The 14,925-nt window shown below is 73.4% G+C and carries 14 protein-coding genes; 6 read left to right on the forward strand and 8 right to left on the reverse strand.

Annotation, left to right across the window (positions count from 1 at the left end; genetic code table 11):
- Positions 1-66: 66 nt before the first annotated feature.
- Positions 67-3,357, forward strand: a complete 3,291-nt coding sequence (locus tag G514_RS23895; RefSeq protein ID WP_051246308.1) for a PQQ-dependent sugar dehydrogenase — start codon at positions 67-69, stop codon at positions 3,355-3,357.
- A 79-nt stretch (positions 3,358-3,436) separates the two neighbouring features.
- On the forward strand, positions 3,437-5,272 hold the full coding sequence (locus G514_RS23900) for a PQQ-dependent sugar dehydrogenase (RefSeq protein WP_084151667.1): 1,836 nt from the start codon (positions 3,437-3,439) through the stop codon (positions 5,270-5,272).
- 13 nt (positions 5,273-5,285) lie between these two features.
- Here G514_RS23900 and G514_RS0100085 read toward each other — a convergent pair whose 3' ends face one another.
- The 4 genes from G514_RS0100085 to G514_RS0100100 are packed head-to-tail and all read right to left on the reverse strand — an operon-like array spanning position 5,286 to position 7,783.
- Complete coding sequence (locus tag G514_RS0100085) at positions 5,286-6,152, reverse strand: fructosamine kinase family protein (RefSeq protein ID WP_028650105.1); 867 nt, start codon at positions 6,150-6,152, stop codon at positions 5,286-5,288.
- Positions 6,149-6,688 carry a low molecular weight protein-tyrosine-phosphatase gene (locus G514_RS0100090; RefSeq protein ID WP_028650106.1) on the reverse strand — a complete coding sequence of 180 codons (540 nt, stop codon included), beginning with the start codon at positions 6,686-6,688 and terminating at the stop codon, positions 6,149-6,151. The genes G514_RS0100085 and G514_RS0100090 overlap by 4 nt, the downstream gene beginning before the upstream one ends.
- 8 nt (positions 6,689-6,696) lie before the next feature.
- Complete coding sequence (locus tag G514_RS0100095; protein ID WP_036563148.1) at positions 6,697-7,083, reverse strand: phage holin family protein; 387 nt, start codon at positions 7,081-7,083, stop codon at positions 6,697-6,699.
- 16 nt (positions 7,084-7,099) lie between these two features.
- The gene (locus G514_RS0100100; RefSeq protein WP_036563149.1) at positions 7,100-7,783 is read right to left on the reverse strand and encodes a GntR family transcriptional regulator; all 684 of its coding nucleotides are present in this window, start codon (positions 7,781-7,783) and stop codon (positions 7,100-7,102) included.
- A gap of 133 nt (positions 7,784-7,916) precedes the next feature.
- Between G514_RS0100100 and G514_RS0100105 the strand changes: the two genes are divergently transcribed.
- On the forward strand, positions 7,917-8,837 hold the full coding sequence (locus tag G514_RS0100105; protein WP_028650109.1) for a dimethylarginine dimethylaminohydrolase family protein: 921 nt from the start codon (positions 7,917-7,919) through the stop codon (positions 8,835-8,837).
- A 71-nt stretch (positions 8,838-8,908) separates the two neighbouring features.
- Entirely contained in the window at positions 8,909-9,466 is a 558-nt protein-coding gene (locus G514_RS0100110; protein ID WP_028650110.1) for a VanZ family protein, read from the forward strand.
- On the opposite strand, the gene G514_RS0100115 is transcribed toward G514_RS0100110, so the two are convergent.
- Genes G514_RS0100115 through G514_RS0100125 form a run of 3 tightly spaced genes read right to left on the reverse strand, consistent with a single transcriptional unit; the run spans position 9,456 to position 12,050 of the window.
- Positions 9,456-11,219 carry an ATP-binding protein gene (locus G514_RS0100115; protein ID WP_028650111.1) on the reverse strand — a complete coding sequence of 588 codons (1,764 nt, stop codon included), beginning with the start codon at positions 11,217-11,219 and terminating at the stop codon, positions 9,456-9,458. The genes G514_RS0100110 and G514_RS0100115 overlap by 11 nt on opposite strands.
- 16 nt (positions 11,220-11,235) lie before the next feature.
- On the reverse strand, positions 11,236-11,673 hold the full coding sequence (locus tag G514_RS0100120) for a hypothetical protein (protein WP_028650112.1): 438 nt from the start codon (positions 11,671-11,673) through the stop codon (positions 11,236-11,238).
- On the reverse strand, positions 11,670-12,050 hold the full coding sequence (locus G514_RS0100125) for a cupin domain-containing protein (protein WP_028650113.1): 381 nt from the start codon (positions 12,048-12,050) through the stop codon (positions 11,670-11,672). The genes G514_RS0100120 and G514_RS0100125 overlap by 4 nt, the downstream gene beginning before the upstream one ends.
- Before the next feature lie 115 nt (positions 12,051-12,165).
- Here G514_RS0100125 and hisC point away from each other — a divergent pair, with 115 nt between their 5' ends.
- Positions 12,166-13,236: a histidinol-phosphate transaminase gene (hisC, locus tag G514_RS0100130; RefSeq protein ID WP_028650114.1), complete on the forward strand. Its 1,071-nt coding sequence runs from the start codon at positions 12,166-12,168 to the stop codon at positions 13,234-13,236.
- A 6-nt stretch (positions 13,237-13,242) separates the two neighbouring features.
- On the opposite strand, the gene G514_RS0100135 is transcribed toward hisC, so the two are convergent.
- Positions 13,243-13,872: a LysE family translocator gene (locus G514_RS0100135; RefSeq protein ID WP_157544516.1), complete on the reverse strand. Its 630-nt coding sequence runs from the start codon at positions 13,870-13,872 to the stop codon at positions 13,243-13,245.
- Between the two features lie 57 nt (positions 13,873-13,929).
- Between G514_RS0100135 and G514_RS0100140 the strand changes: the two genes are divergently transcribed.
- Positions 13,930-14,922: an aldo/keto reductase gene (locus G514_RS0100140; protein ID WP_028650116.1), complete on the forward strand. Its 993-nt coding sequence runs from the start codon at positions 13,930-13,932 to the stop codon at positions 14,920-14,922.
- Positions 14,923-14,925: the final 3 nt, after the last annotated feature.

Below are 14,925 nucleotides of genomic sequence, written 5' to 3' on the forward strand. Positions count from 1 at the left end.
GCAGCGGGCGTGGCATATCCTGCCGAGGTCCCGGCCGGTCTCCGGTCGGTCTCTGGGGGGAGAAGCATGGGACGCCGTCGCGCTGCCGTCACCGCTGCGCTCGCACTGCTCGCCGGGCTCGGGGTCGTGGTGCCCGCCGCCACAGCGTCCGGCGAGCACCGTGCGCCCGCGGGCGCCGACGCCGGCGCCGAGCTGGCTGCACACGCCGCGCACGACCACCCGACCGGCACGTTCCAGAACTCCGTCCTCGAGGCCGCCCACCTCGCGCGCGAGGCGGACGGCCCGCCGCCCGCTGCCTCGACGCTCCCGACCGGGTTCTCCGACCAGATGGTGATCACCGGCATGAGCGAGGCGGTCTCGGCCGACTTCGCGCCGAACGGCACGGCGTTCATCGCCCTCAAGACCGGCCAGGTCAAGGTCGCCAACTACAACAGCGCGTCCTCCACATGGTCGGCCGTCACGGACTTCGCCGACCTGCAGACCAACGTCAACAACTACGGCGACCGCGGGCTGACCGGCATCGCCGTTGACCCGCAGTTCCCGACCCGGCCCTACGTCTACGTCAACTACACCTACGACAAGGACCCTCGCGACGGCGCCGGCGGCACGGTGCCGAAGTGGGGGGTCGGCACGGCGTACGACAACTGCCCGACGCCCGCGACCGAGGCCGACCCGGGCATCGCGGGCTGCATCGTCCAGGACCGCGTCACCCGGCTGACCGCGGTGAAGGCCGGCGCCAACTGGGTGATGTCCGGCCCGGAGAAGGAGCTGCTGGTCGGCGGCTGCTACCAGTTCAGCAGCCACGCCTCCGGCGACGTGGCCTTCGGACCCGACGGCGAGCTCTACGCCTCGTCGGGCGAGGGCGCGAGCTTCCTCGACCAGGACTACGGCCAGTACGCCAGCCCGTGTCCGGGCGACCCGGCCGACGAGGGCGGTTCGCTGCGCTCCCAGGACTACCGGACGTCGGCCGACGCGCTCGGCGTGGACGGGAGCGTCTTCCGGATGGACCCCGACACCGGGGTGGCGCCGACCCAGGCGAACGCCGGCCAGTGGCTGGTCGCCTACGGCCAGCGCAACCCGTGGCGGCTGTCCTTCCGGCCCAAGGCGGACGGCAGCGGCACGTCCAACGAGCTGTGGTCCGCCGACGTAGGCGCGAGCAAGGCCGAGGAGGTCAACCGCATCCCCGACGTCACCGCCGTGACGGCGCCGGTGAACCGGGGCTGGCCCTGCTATGAGGGCGACTACACGCAGTCGCAGGTGCAACCCGCCTGGGACGCCCTCAACAAGCCGCTCTGCGAGACGCTCTACCCGCAGGGCCAGGGCGCCGTGCAGAAGCCGGTGTTCAGCTACCAGACCCGCGACGGCGGCCCGCTCGTCGCCGGCGAGGACTGCGCCCACGAGACCTCGTCGGTCTCGGGCATCGCGTTCGGCACGGCGCAGAGCAACTACCCGGCGGCGTACAAGGGCGCGCTGTTCTTCTCCGACTTCGCCCGCTCCTGCATCTGGTCGCTCGGGAAGAAGGCCGACGGCGAACCGAACCCCGCCCTCATCCAGACGTTCGTGCAGGCGGCCGCGACACCGGTCGACCTGCTCACCGGGCCCGGAGGCGACCTCTACTACGTCGACTACGGCATCAAGCCCGACGGCACCGTGGGTCAGGGCATCGCCGGTGTGCACCGGATCGTCTACACCGGCAGCAACGGCGTCCCGACCGCCCGGATCACCGCCACCCCGGCGTCCGGCGCCGCGCCCCTCGCGGTCAGCTTCAGCGGGGCCACCTCGACCGATCCCGACGGTGACCCGCTGACCTACCGGTGGGACTTCGACAACAACGGCACCTGGGACCAGCCCAGCGGGGTGACGACGACCCACACCTACGCCACCGGCACCTGGACGGCGAGGCTCGAGGTCAACGACGGTCACGGGCACACGGCGACCGCCACGCAGCAGATCCAGGCCGGCAACACCGCACCGGTCCTCGGCACGGTGACCCCGGGCGCGTCCCTCACGTGGGCGGCGGGCGACCAGATCGGCTACGCCGCCACGGCGACCGACCAGCAGCAGGGCGCGATGCCGTCCAGCGCCTTCAGCTGGCAGCTCGAGATCCGGCACTGCCCGAGCGGCATCTGCCACACCCACCCGTTCGGCACCTTCGCGGGCGCGACCGGCAGCTTCACCGCGCCGCCGCACGAGTACCCCTCGCACCTCCTGCTCACCGTGACCGTCACCGACAGCGGCGGGCTCACCGACAGTCGCACGGTCCAGCTCGACCCGAAGACGGTCGACCTGACCTTCGCCAGCTCGCCCTCCGGCGCCGGCGTGACGATCGGCGAGGTCGACACGGTGACGCCCGACACCGAGACGTTCATCCAGGGCGCTCCGGTCACCGTCACGGCGGCGGCGACGACGGGCACCGGCGCCAGCATCGCGGCGTTCAGCAGCTGGTCGGACGGCGGGGCGCGGTCGCACACGATCACCCCGCCCGCGACGCCGACGACCCTCACGGCGTCGTACACGCGGCCGACCGCGTCGCTCTCGGCCAGCCCGACCTCCGGCACCGCTCCGCTCCAGGTCACCTACACCGCCGGCGCGACCAACGCACCCGGCGCCAGCGGGGGCTTCGCCTTCGCGTGGGACCTCGACGGCGACGGGCAGTACGACGACGGCACCGGCACGACCCAGACCCGCTCCTACGCCTCGGCCGGGTCGCCGGTCGTGAAGGTCCTCGCGACCGACGCGCGTGGGGCGACCGACGCAGCGTCGGTCACCGTCGCCGTCGCCGCGCCCAACACCCCGCCGACGATCACCCGGGTGACGACCTATCCCTCGGGTGGCTACTACGTCGGCCAGGCGCTCGGCTTCGACGCGGCGGCGACCGATCCCGAGCAGGTCGTCCCCCCAACGGCGTTCTCGTTCACCATGGAGCGCCAGGACTGCGCCTCCGGCTGCCCACGGGTGCCGGTGCAGACCTGGACCGGCGTCGCCAGCGGGCAGTTCGTCGTGCCGCCGATGCCCTACCCCTCGCACCTCTTCCTCGTCGCGACGGCCACCGACGTCCACGGCGCGAGCGACCGCAGCGAGGTCCGCATCGACCCCCGTCCCGTGTCGCTGACCGTGAGGGCGACCAAGCGCCTGCGGCTGACGGTCGCCGGCGCCTCGACGCCGGGGACGTGGAGCCGGCAGCTCGTGATGGGCTCGACGGTCCGGCTGGTCGCGCCCCGGTCGCAGCGCCGCCACGGCGCGCGCTGGGTGTTCGTGCGCTGGTCAGACGGCGGCGCCCGCGTCCACGACCTCACCGCGTGGAACCCCGCGACGACGGTCAAGGCGGTCTACCGCAAGGCCCGGAGGCACCGTTGACCGGCGCGAGCGTTCGGCCGCAGCCCGCGCCGCGGGGCACTAGGATTCACTGTCCACGAGCAGGCACGGGGGATCTCTGATGGCACGTCGTAGGCATGCGGTGCTGGTGGCGGGCGTCGCGCTCGTCGCCTCCTCGCTCGGGCTCGCCCCGCACGGCGGCAGCGCAGCGGCGGGCGAGCAGCCGGCGATGTCCCCGATCGCGCCGAAGGCCACCATGCCGGCCGGCTTCGACGACGGCACCGCGATCGCCGGGCTGTCCCAGCCGGTCGCCGCTGCCTTCGCTCCGGACGGCACGGCGTTCATCGGGCTGCAGACCGGGATCATCAAGTCCTTCGACTACAACGCCGCGAGCGGGCGCTTCGAAGGGGCGGCGACAGCCACCGACTTCGCGGACCTCTCGGTCCAGGTGAGCAACTACGGCGACCGGGGACTGACCGGCATCGCGGTCGACCCGCAGTTCCCGGCCCGGCCCTTCGTCTACGTCAACTACACCTACAACGCCGACCCGCAGCACCCCGACACGTTCCCGGCCTGGGGCACGCCGGGGCAGGTCTACGACAACTGCGGACCGAACGACGCCGACGAGGCGACCCTCGCGCCGCCGAAGCGCGGCTGCCCGGTCATGGACCGCGTCTCGCGGCTCACGGCGACGCACACCGCGCTCGGCTGGGTGCTCGCACCCGGCGGGGAGCACGTGCTCGTGCAGGACGGGTGCGCACAGTTCTCCAGCCACTCCTCGGGCGACGTCCTGTTCGGGCCCGACGGCAAGCTCTACGCGTCGGCCGGCGACGGAGCCAGCTTCCTCGGCCAGGACTACGGCCAGGCGAACAACGCGGGCTACCCGCAGGGTGCGGCCTGCCCCGGCGACCCCGTCAACGAGGGAGGCTCGCTCCGCGCGCAGGACCAGCGGACGTCTGGGCCCGGCGACCCGCTCGGGATCGACGGGACGATCTTCCGGATGAACCCCGACACCGGGCTGAACCCCGCGACCGACGACCCGGGCCAGTGGCTGGTCGCCATGGGTCAGCGGAACCCGTGGCGGCTCACCTTCCGCCAGGGCAAGGAGCAGCTCTGGAGCGTCGACGTCGGCTCGAGCAACTGGGAGGAGATCAACGTCCTCGCCGACGCGCCGAGCACGAGCCTGAAGAACCGCGGGTGGCCCTGCTACGAGGGCACGACCGGCCACTCCGAGGTCAACGACCAGTGGTTCGCGCTGCACAAGCCGATCTGCGACGGCCTCTACACAGCCGGGCCGGGCGCCGTCGACGCGCCCTACTACGCCTACCGCACCCGCACCGGCGCCACCCCGATCACGCCGGGCGAGAGCTGCCCGGTCAAGTCGTCGTCGCTCTCCGGCGTGGAGTTCACCCCGCTCGGCACCGACTGGCCGGCCGCCTACCAGGACGCGCTGTTCTTCTCCGACTTCCTCCGCGGCTGCATCTGGCGCCTCGCCAAGGACGGCAACGGGCAGCCCGACCCGAGCAGGGTGAGCGTCTTCGCGCAGACCGCCGGTGCACCGGCCGACCTGCTCAACGGCCCGGGTGGCGACCTCTTCTACGTCGACTACGGCAGCTTCGCGGGCGGCGACTACGTCGCGGGTTCCGGCGGCCTGCACCGGATCGACTACCTCGGCGCCACCGACCTGACCGTGCGGTCGACGCCGAAGAAGGTGAAGATCAAGGTCGACGGGAAGCGGCACCGCGCGCCCTACCGCACGTCTTTCGACCCGGGCACGAAGGTGAAGCTGGTGGCCCCGAAGCAGTTCAAGAAGAACGGCGTCCGCTACGTCTTCGCGAAGTGGAAGGGCGTCAAGGGCGTCAAGGGCAAGGCACGCAAGCGGCCGAGGCTGACCCTGACCATCGGCGCGGACGACGTGGTGGTCAAGGCGGTCTACCACCGCCTGCGGCGACGCTGACCGGCTCAGGCGCTCAGGAGTAGCGCGCGGCGGCCTCGGCCGCCCGGGTGCCGTAGCCGCCGCCGAACAGCGCGGCGTGCACGAGCAGCGGGAACAGCTGGTGGAGCGCGACGCGCTCCTCCCAGCCCTCCGCGAGCGGGGTGCGCTCCTGGTAGGCCTCGAGCACCCGCGGCAGGTGCGGCAGCCCGAACAGCGCGAGCATGGCGAGGTCGAGCTCGCGGTGGCCGCCGTACGCCGCCGGGTCGATCAGCCAGACCCTGCTCTCCTGGCCCCACAGCACGTTGCCGTTCCAGAGGTCGCCGTGCAGCCGGGCGGGCGGCTCCTGCGGCAGCAGCGCGGCGAGCCGGCCGATCACCCGCTCCACGAGCACGGCCTCGGTGTCGCTCACGGCGCCGCGGTCACGGGCCAGCTTGAGGTAGGGCAGCACCCGGCGGACGGCGTAGAACTCCGGCCACGTGTCGCACGGGCTGTTGGGCAGCGGCAGCTTGCTGATGAACCCGTCCGCGTCGCCGCCGAACGTCGCCGCCCCCGCCGCGTGGGTGGCGGCCAGGGCAGCACCGAAGCCGGTCGCCGCGTCGGGCGAGGCCTTGCCGGGCTCGACCCAACGCAGGATCAGGCACTCGTCGTCGACACCGAGCACGTCGGGCACGTCGACACCGCCGGTGTCCGCGGCCTCGCGGAGCCAGCGCAGCCCGTGCGCCTCGGCCGCGAAGAACCCGGCCGGGGGGCGGGCGTGGGTCTTCATGATCGCTGTGGTGCCGTCGGAGAGGCGCAGCTTGGTCGCCGACGAGGTGTCGCCCCCGGCGAGCGGCGCCGTGGCCACGACGGCAGAGCCGAGCAGCTCCTCGGCGTGCCTGGCGATGACCGGCTGGCGGGTCACGGGTGCGGCTCGCGGAGGCCGGGGAGCTGCTGGAGGGCGGAGACCAGCGCTGCGCAGGTCCGTTCCACCATCGCGAGCACCTCCTGGAAGCCTTGCTCCCCACCGTAGTACGGGTCGGGCACCTCGCCACCGGGTCGCACGGGGTCGAAGTCGCCGAACAACCGCACCCGGCCGGGCTCGGCTCCCTCGCCCGGCTCGGCCTCCAGGCGGCGTACGTCGGCCAGGTTCGTGGCGTCCATGGCGAGCACGAGGTCGTTGGCCGAGAGCCACGAGGCCGACAGCTGCTGGGCGCGGTGGGCCGACGGGTCGTAGTCGTGGGCGCGCAGGACGGCGGCCGCCCGCTCGTCCATCGGGCTGCCGACGTGCCAGTCGCCGGTGCCACAGCTGGCCACCGCGACCCGGCCGGCCAGTCCGGCGTCGTCGACCCGCTGCGTCAGCACGACGTCGGCCATCGGCGAGCGGCAGATGTTGCCCAGGCACACCATCGCGATCGCGTAGCGCCCGGGTGCGCGGGGCGCCGGCAGCGGGGGAGCCATCGTGCTGTCTAGGCCTCGCCGATCACGCCGTCGACGATCCAGGTGACGACCGTGATGACGATGGCGCCGGCGACCGCCGGCCAGAACCGTTCGACGTGGAAGCCGATGTCGAGCTTGTCGGCGAGCCAGCTGGTGAGCTTGAGCATCGCGGCGTTGATGACGAGCAGGAACAGCCCGAGCGTGATCACGATGAACGGGATCGACAGGATCGTGAGGATCGGCTTCACGAACGACGTGACGACGCCGAGCAGCAGGGCCACGAGCAGGAGCGGCACCAGCTTGTGCTCGATCTCCTCCTGGCCGTGCACCGGGCCCTCGAAGTAGATGCCGTCGACGAGCAGCGTGGCGGCCGCGACCGCCAGGGCGGTGGTGACCAGCCAGCTGAGGAACCTCATCACGCGATGGAGTCTGTCAGGTGAGGTCCAGCGCCTCGACGATCTCGCCCTGGGCGTCCGCCAGGTGACGCACCAGGAAGTCGTAGGCGGCGTCGAGGTCGTCGCGCTCGAGGAGCCTGACCAGCGCCGCGTGCGAGTCGGCCTGGTCGTGGGCGTTGCGCCGGATCCGGTCGACCTGGGCGAGCGCGAGCTTGAGCTCCACGACGAGGTTCTCCTGCATCGCGACCAGCCGGGGCGAGCCGGTCAGGCCGACCAGCGAGACGTGGAACGCGAGGTGGCGCTCGTTGAGCTCCTGGTAGGAAGCGTCGGACTCGATCGCCGCGATGTAGGCGGCCAGGGTGCTGCGGACGAGCGCCTGCTGCTCCTCGGTCGCGGAGCGCCACTGGCGGATGCCGGCGCCCTCGAGCACGAGGCGGGCCGCGCACACGTCGCGCACCGAGTCGGCCTCCGGTGTCGCCACCGAGACCCCGCGGTTGGGCTCGCGCATCGCCAGGCCCTCGGCGACGAGCACCGTGAGCGCCTCGCGGACCGTGGGCCGCGAGACGCCGAGCGAGGCGGCGATCGCGAGCTCGCGCAGCGGCGTGCCCGACTCGAGCTCGCCGTCGAACACGGCCCGGCGCAGCTCGTCGGCGACCCGGTCGACGGTCGAGGCGTGCTCGAGGTGCAGGGTGCGGAACGGCTCGTGCTTCAGCTCGGTCATGGCTCGCTCCTGATGATTCGGCTTGCCGGGCTCGCGCTCGTGCGTCACACTAGCGGTCTGTCAGATTGTCTGACAATCTTCGGGCCTTGGTCGCCGACGCGGCCAGGGCCCCTGCTCACCCTGAGGAGGGGACATGTCGCTGGCCTGGGGCCGCCACTACGTGATGGTCGAGCCGACCCACTTCCGGATCGACTACGTGATCAACCCCTTCATGGATCCCAGCGAGCAGCCCGACCGCGACCTGGCGATGGTGCAGTGGCGCAACCTCGTCGAGACCATCGAGCGCCTCGGCGGCACCGTCGACGTGATCCCGCAGCGGCCCGACGCGCCCGACATGGTCTACGCGATGAACCTCGGCCTCGCGGTCGCCCGCCGCCGCGGCGACGGCGGCCTCGAGCCGCACGTCGTCATGTCGCACATGCGCTTCGCGGAGCGGCGGATGGAGACCGCGTCCGCGCAGCCGTGGTTCTCCGACCACGGCTTCACCACCTCCTACGTCGGTCGCCACGGCGTCGGTGCGCACCTCGAGGCGGGCGACGTCTTCCCGTTCGGCGACGCGCTGGTCGCGGGCTACGGGCCGCGCTCGGAGGAGCTCGGGCTCAAGCACCTCGCCCTCGACCTCGGCGTGCGGGTGCGCGGCCTGCGGATCACCCACCCGGGCATGTACCACCTCGACCTGGCCTTCTGCCCGCTCGACGACCGGCGCGCGATCGTCTGCCCCGACGCGCTCGACGCCCCGTCCGCCGACGCGCTCATGAGCCTGGTGCCGGAGCCGCTCGTGCTGACCGAGGAAGAGGCGCTCACGACGTTCGCGGCCAACTCGATCGTCGTGCCGTCCGCCACCGGGGGTCCGGCGACGGTGGTGATGCCGGCCGCACCCGACCACGTCCGCGAGCGGCTCGAGCAGTGGGGCTTCGCCGTCGAGCTCGTCGACGTCTCGGAGTTCCACAAGGGCGGCGGCTCGATCCGCTGCCTGACCAACCCGGTGGACATCCAGGTCGGTCGCGACGTCCCCGAGGTGCCGCGCGGCGCGGTGGTGCTCCCGCCGGTCTGAGCCGGTCCGAGCCGGTCCGAGCCGCGTCGCGGATGGGGCGTCGGGTGGGGCGCCGCCGTAGCGTCTGAGCCATGTTCCCCTACGGCGGCGTGGGCTTCATGCTCGCCCTGATCGCGGTCGCCGGGCTGGTCTGCGCGGTCGTGACGGCCGGCCTGGCGCGGCGCTTCGGCTGGATGTGGTCGGTGCTCGCGGGGCTGCTGCTGTGGTCGCTCGTGGTCATCGCGGTGCTCACGCTGATCCCCGCGAACGGCGCACCCGGGATCGTGTCCGCCGAGGGCCGGCTGACCACCTGCTCGTGGGACATCGGCGGGCCGGCGCCCGACGGCTTCTGGATCTTCCCCGGCGGGCAGCGGCTGCTCAACGGCGTGGTGTTCGCGCCCTCGGGTGCGCTGCTGGTGCTCGTGGCGGCCCGCTGCCGCTGGGCCTGGGCCACGGTTCCGGTCGGCCTGGCGGCGCTCGCGGCGTACTCCACGCTCATCGAGCTCACCCAGCTCGCGGCGGCGCGCATCGACCGCGCGTGCGACGTCACCGACATCATCGACAACGTCACCGGCGCGGTGATCGGTGCGCTGGTCGGCATCGCGCTGCTGCCGGTCGTGCGGCCGTGGCGGCTGCGCGCTAGCCCCTGAGCAGCCAGCGCACCGGGTGGTCCGGGTCGGGCTCGTAGCGGCACTCCAGGCCGGTGTGCACCCGGTCGTGGAGGTGGCGGCCCAGCCACGGGTCGGTCTCGGCGACCCGCGCCAGCGCGCCGACGATCGCCTTGCGGACCGCCACCCGGGCGCGCTCGTCGGTCGAGCCGGTGGTGCGACGGCGGCCGGCCAGCCCGGTGGCCGCACCGAGCTGCTCCAGCAGCCAGGTGCGCTCCTCGTCGTCGGCGGGGCGGTCCGGGTCGAGCTGTTCGAGCCGGGCGCGGTAGGCGTGCCGGGCCGCCTCGTCGAGGTGCTCGAGACCCGGCTGCTCCACCACCTCGGCGCCGACGAGCGCCGTCGCCGGCACGTCGCGTCCGGGCTCGCTGAGCAGCCGGTGCAGGTGCGCGAGGCCGCGCATGCGCGGCAGCACGAACGTCGCGCCCTCGCGCCCGACCAGCCAGAGGCCGCCGGGCTGCTCGTGCAGGTGCACGACGGGCTCGCTGCGGTCCTCCGCCGGCGAGGCGAGGGCGCCGGCCAGCCGGTCGCGCCACCAGCGGGCGCCGACCCGTTCGTAGGTCGCGAGCGCCGCCGCGCGGTGCCGGGCCGCCGCGTCGGCGTCGCCCAGCAGCGCGTGGGCTCGGGCCAGCGTGTCGTCGGTGACGCCGTGCCACATCACCGCTCCGGCGTTCACGACCGAGCGCCCGGCGTACGGCGCGAGCTGCTCGACCAGCGCCGCAGCCAGGTCGCGGTCACCCACCCCCAGCGCGCCCTCCAGCAGGCACTGCATCGTGAGCAGCCAGTCGGCGTCGCGAGGCAGGCCCGCGAGGACGTCGCGCGTGAATGCGCCGATCATCTCGGCCACCTTGTCGAGCCGCTGGGCGCCGAGCCACATCGTCGCGGCCTCGGCGCGGACCGTGCTCACGCCGTGGGTCGTGGCGTACGCCTCGAAGGCCCCGGCCTCCTCGGCGCAGGTGGCCACGTCGCCGGCGGTGAGGGCCGAGTAGCCGCGCATGCTGTGCAGCACGCCCTCCACGTCGGGGATCACCGCCTCCGCGGCGGCGCGCTCGGCGGAGTCGACGAGCAGCGGCGCGACGCCGAGGTTGCCGCGCAGCAGCTCGAGCGGCAGCCGGCGGCTCGCGGCGAAGAACCGCGCCTTCGGCGACTCCTCGGCCAGCAGCTCGACGGCCCGCATGCACCGGTGCATCCGGGGCAGGTCGAGGACCTCCCAGGCCACGGTCAGTCCCCACAGCTGGGCCTGCAGCCGGGCGTCGGGGTCGCGCAGGTGGGCGGCGGCGTCGTCGAGGCGCACGGCCCAGTCGCGCCGCCTGGCCAGCTCGTCCGGCCCCCAGTGCGCCGCCAGCGCGGCGTCGAGCGCGTCGGCGACCAGCAGCGGGTCGTCGAGCCCGTCGGCGAGGTCCAGCGCCTCGAGCGCGAAGGGCCGCGCCCGGACCGGCTCGTTGGCGTAGGACCAGCACCGCGCCAGGGCGGCGGCCAGCCGGGCGCGTGGGGCGGGCTCGGTCGTTGCGTCGTACGCCGTGTGCAGCCGCACCGGGAGCAGCCCGGGGGTGAGGTTGAAGGCCTGGCCACGGGCGAGACCGAGCACCGCGGCGACGCGGGTGCCGAGGTCGCCGTCGGCCTCGGCGAGGTCGGCTGCGCGACCGTAGAAGGCCATGGCGGCCTCGCCGTCGCCGCCGGCCCAGGCCACCTCGGCCCGGGCCAGCAGCGACGACGCCGAGGCCGCGTCGTTCGCCATCGTCGTGAGGCTACGGTCAGGGCCGGACCAGCCGCACCTGCTCCGCGTGCCGGCGCTGGACGGCCTCGTCCCAGTCGCCCGTGCAGTAGATGACGAGCTCGCTGATCCAGCCGTCGGTGACGACGCAGTGCATCAGCTCGCGGCAGTACCACTGCTGGCCCTCGGCCTCCCACCGCTCCTCGAGCTGGACCAGGAACCCGCGCGAGGTGCGGTCGAACGCCTCGACCCGGACGGCTCCTCGCTGCGGGTGGTTGTCCTCCCGCAGGCCGAACGCGCCCTCGACGCCCTCGGCCTGGAGCCGCCAGTGCGGGACGGTGAGGTCGGCGAAGACGTCCTCGGCGAACATCGCGTCGGGACGTACGCCGGTCTCCAGCCAGGCGACGAGCGCGTCGGCGAGGTCGGCCATGCCGCCCTCGACTGCACCGACGCCGGCCGCCTCGTGGACCGCGGTCACGAGGTCGCCGCCATCGCCTCGATGTTGCGGCCGATCGTCGCCATGACCTCCTGGAGGTCGGCGGTCGGGCTGAACTCGACAGTGGAGGTGCCGGCGGCGATCAGTGGCCGGTGGCCGGGGGGCGCGACGTACGCGTCGCCCTCGACGTAGGTCTCCTCGTGGTCGGGCCAGCGGAAGGTGATCTGACCGGCGGTGACGTAGCCGAGGTGCAGGCACGTGCAGGCGTCGCCGGGCAGGCCGCGGAAGTACGGCGCCACGTCGAGGTCCTGCTTGAAGGTCTCGAACGAGACGGTGTGGTCGTCGAGCTCGGCGTAGCGGCCCTCGATCACGTCCATGTCGATCCCGACCGGGGTGGTCGAGCGGGATGCACTGGGCATCGGTTCCTCCTCGGGTAGGTGGTGGTGCTGTCACCCGGGAGGCGTGACGTGGGGCGTCACGGTGTGACGTGAGGTCTCCGAACCGGTCGGGGAGACGCACGACTAGGTTGGGTCGGTGACCGGTCCGCAGCCTCGCCGCAACGTCGCGGCGATCCCCGCCTACGTCGCCGGCAAGCCGCCCACGGTGCGCCCGGGGATGACGTCGTACAAGCTCTCCTCCAACGAGAACCCCTACCCGCCGTTGCCGGGCGTGGTCGAGGCCGCGCACCGCGCGGTCGAGGTGATGAACCGCTACCCCGACATGGGCAGCGCCGCCCTCTACGACGCCCTGTCCGCCCGGCTCCGGGTGCCGGTCGGCGACCTCGCGGTGGCGACCGGTTCGGTCGCGCTGATCTACCAGCTGCTCAACGCGTTCTGCGAGCCCGGCGACGAGGTCGTGCACGCGTGGCGCTCGTTCGAGGCCTACCCGATCGCGATCGCCGCCGCGGCCGCCACCTCGGTGCCGGTGCCTGTCACCGCGGACGGGCGCCACGACCTCGACGCGATGGTCGCGGCGATCGGCCCGCGCACGCGCTGCGTCATGGTCTGCACCCCCAACAACCCGACCGGGCCCTCGGTCACCCAGACCGAGCTCGACGCGCTGATCGCGCGGGTGCCCGAGGAGGTCCTCGTCGTCGTCGACGAGGCGTACGTCGAGTTCGTCCGCATGGACGACAGGGTCGACGGCGTCGCGACCTACCGGGCGCACCCCAACGTCGTGCTGTTCCGCACGTTCTCGAAGGCCTATGGCCTCGCGGGCTTCCGGGTGGGGTACGCCGTGGCGCACGAGGCCGTCGCGACGGCGCTGCGTGCGGTGTCGCTGCCGTTCGGCGTCTCCGGGGTCGCCCAGGCCGCGGCCATCGCCTCGCTCGAGGCCGAGCCCGCGCTGCTCGAGAGGGTGGACGCGCTGGTCGCCGAGCGGGCGCGCGTCACCGCCGGCCTGCGCGAGGCGGGCTGGGACGTCCCCGAGCCACAGGGCAACTTCGTGTGGTTCGAGCTGGGGGAGCGGACCGCGGAGTTCGCCGCGGCCGCCGACGAGCTCGGCATCGTCGTGCGGCCGTTCGCGGGCGAGGGCGCACGCGTGTCGGTCGGCGAGGACGAGGCCAACGACCGGCTCCTCCGGCTGGCCGCCTCCTTCCCGCGCTGACCGGGGTCAGGCCCTGGCCGGCCGGCCCGTGAGCGCGGCGGTGACGCCGAGGCCGAGGTAGATGGTGCCGCTGACCCGGTTGAGCCTGCGGCGCCGGCCCGGGCTGCGGAGCCAGCCGCCGAGCGTGCCGGCCAGCAGCGCGCAGGCGCCGTCGCTCAGCACGGCCAGCAGCGTGAACACCGTGCCGAGCAGCAGCGTCTGGACGACCACGTGCCCTCGCGACGGGTCCACGAACTGGGGCAGGAAGGCCAGGAAGAACACCGCGATCTTCGGGTTCAGCAGCTGCACCAGCAGGCCGTCGAGGAAGAGTCGCGAGCGCCGGGCCGGCCCGGTCGGGACCGCGGCGTCGGCGGGCTCGAGCAGCTTGCGGACGCCGAGGTAGCAGAGGTACGCCGCGCCGGCGTACTTCACCACCGTGAAGCCGAGCTCGGAGGCGGCGATGAGCCCGGTCAGCCCGACGGCGGCCGCCACCGCGTAGGCGAAGGTGCCGGTCTCGACCCCGAGCATCGAGACCAGGCCCGCGCGGCGGCCCTGGTCGACGCTGCGCGTGACGAGGAACAGCACGGCGGGGCCGGGGATCACGAGCAGCGCCAGGCTGGCGCCGGCGAACAGCAGGAGGGTCGAGGCATCGGGCATGCGGCCCATCCTTTACTTCCTTGCGCTGGAGCGCACTCCAGTTCCTAGGTTGGCGGGATGGAGACACGGACACTCGGGACGACCCGCGGAGGACAGGGCCTCACCGTCTCGGTGCAGGGCCTCGGCTGCATGGGCATGAGCCAGTCGTACGGCGAGGCCGACGAGGCCTCGTCGATCGCGACGCTGCACCGGGCCCTCGAGCTCGGCGTGACGTTCTGGGACACCGCGAACGTCTACGGCGCCACCGGGGCGGGAGGCTTCGGCGCCAACGAGACGCTGCTCGCGAGGGTGCTCGCCGAGCACCGCGACGAGGTCACCCTGGCCACCAAGATGGGCATCGGCGGCATCGACGTCACCGCGCCCGCGACCTCGGCCCGGAGGTTCACCCTCAGCGCGAAGCCCGACGAGGTGCGCCGCCGCTGCGACGAGTCGCTGGCCAGGCTCGGCACCGACCGCATCGACCTCTACTACCTGCACCGCGTCGACCCGGAGACGCCGATCGAGGAGTCGATCGGCGCGATGGCCGGGCTCGTCGAGGCCGGGAAGGTCCGCCACGTCGGGGTCTCGGAGGTGACGGCCGACGAGCTCGAGCGCGCGCACGCGACGCACCCGGTCACCGCCCTGCAGAGCGAGTGGTCGCTGTGGACCCGCGGGCTCGAGGCCGACGTGGTCCCGACGGCGCGGCGGCTCGGCATCGGGCTGGTGCCGTTCTCGCCGCTGGGTCGCGGCTTCCTGACCGGAGCCCTCGCCGGCCACACCTTCGCCGAGGGCGACGTCCGCGGGACGCTCGCGCGCTTCACCGGCGACAACCGCTCGGCCAACGAGGCTCTCGTCGACGAGGTCGCGGAGGTCGCGCGGGCGCAGGACGCCCTCCCCGGCCAGGTGGCGCTGGCCTGGGTGCACGCGCAGGGACCGGACGTCGTACCGATCCCCGGCACCAAGCGGGTCGCTTACCTCGAGCAGAACGTCGGCGCGCTCGACGTCAGCCTCACCGACGACGAGCTGTCGCGGCTGGACGCGCTGGCTGACCGGGTGGCCGGGCCGCGTTGAGTG

This window comes from Nocardioides halotolerans DSM 19273 (assembly GCF_000422805.1).
In the GTDB taxonomy this organism is placed as follows: Bacteria; Actinomycetota; Actinomycetes; order Propionibacteriales; family Nocardioidaceae; genus Nocardioides; species Nocardioides halotolerans.

Coding starts and splice junctions, on each gene's coding strand:
- G514_RS0100140 (WP_028650116.1), top strand. CDS start 13,930: ATGGAGACACGGACACTCGGGACGACCCGCGGAGGACAGGGCCTCACC.
- G514_RS0100135 (WP_157544516.1), bottom strand. CDS start 13,872: ATGCCCGATGCCTCGACCCTCCTGCTGTTCGCCGGCGCCAGCCTGGCG.
- G514_RS0100095 (WP_036563148.1), bottom strand. CDS start 7,083: ATGAGGTTCCTCAGCTGGCTGGTCACCACCGCCCTGGCGGTCGCGGCC.
- G514_RS23900 (WP_084151667.1), top strand. CDS start 3,437: ATGGCACGTCGTAGGCATGCGGTGCTGGTGGCGGGCGTCGCGCTCGTC.
- G514_RS0100100 (WP_036563149.1), bottom strand. CDS start 7,783: ATGACCGAGCTGAAGCACGAGCCGTTCCGCACCCTGCACCTCGAGCAC.
- G514_RS0100115 (WP_028650111.1), bottom strand. CDS start 11,219: ATGGCGAACGACGCGGCCTCGGCGTCGTCGCTGCTGGCCCGGGCCGAG.
- G514_RS0100125 (WP_028650113.1), bottom strand. CDS start 12,050: ATGCCCAGTGCATCCCGCTCGACCACCCCGGTCGGGATCGACATGGAC.
- G514_RS0100110 (WP_028650110.1), top strand. CDS start 8,909: ATGTTCCCCTACGGCGGCGTGGGCTTCATGCTCGCCCTGATCGCGGTC.
- G514_RS0100090 (WP_028650106.1), bottom strand. CDS start 6,688: ATGGCTCCCCCGCTGCCGGCGCCCCGCGCACCCGGGCGCTACGCGATC.
- G514_RS23895 (WP_051246308.1), top strand. CDS start 67: ATGGGACGCCGTCGCGCTGCCGTCACCGCTGCGCTCGCACTGCTCGCC.
- G514_RS0100105 (WP_028650109.1), top strand. CDS start 7,917: ATGTCGCTGGCCTGGGGCCGCCACTACGTGATGGTCGAGCCGACCCAC.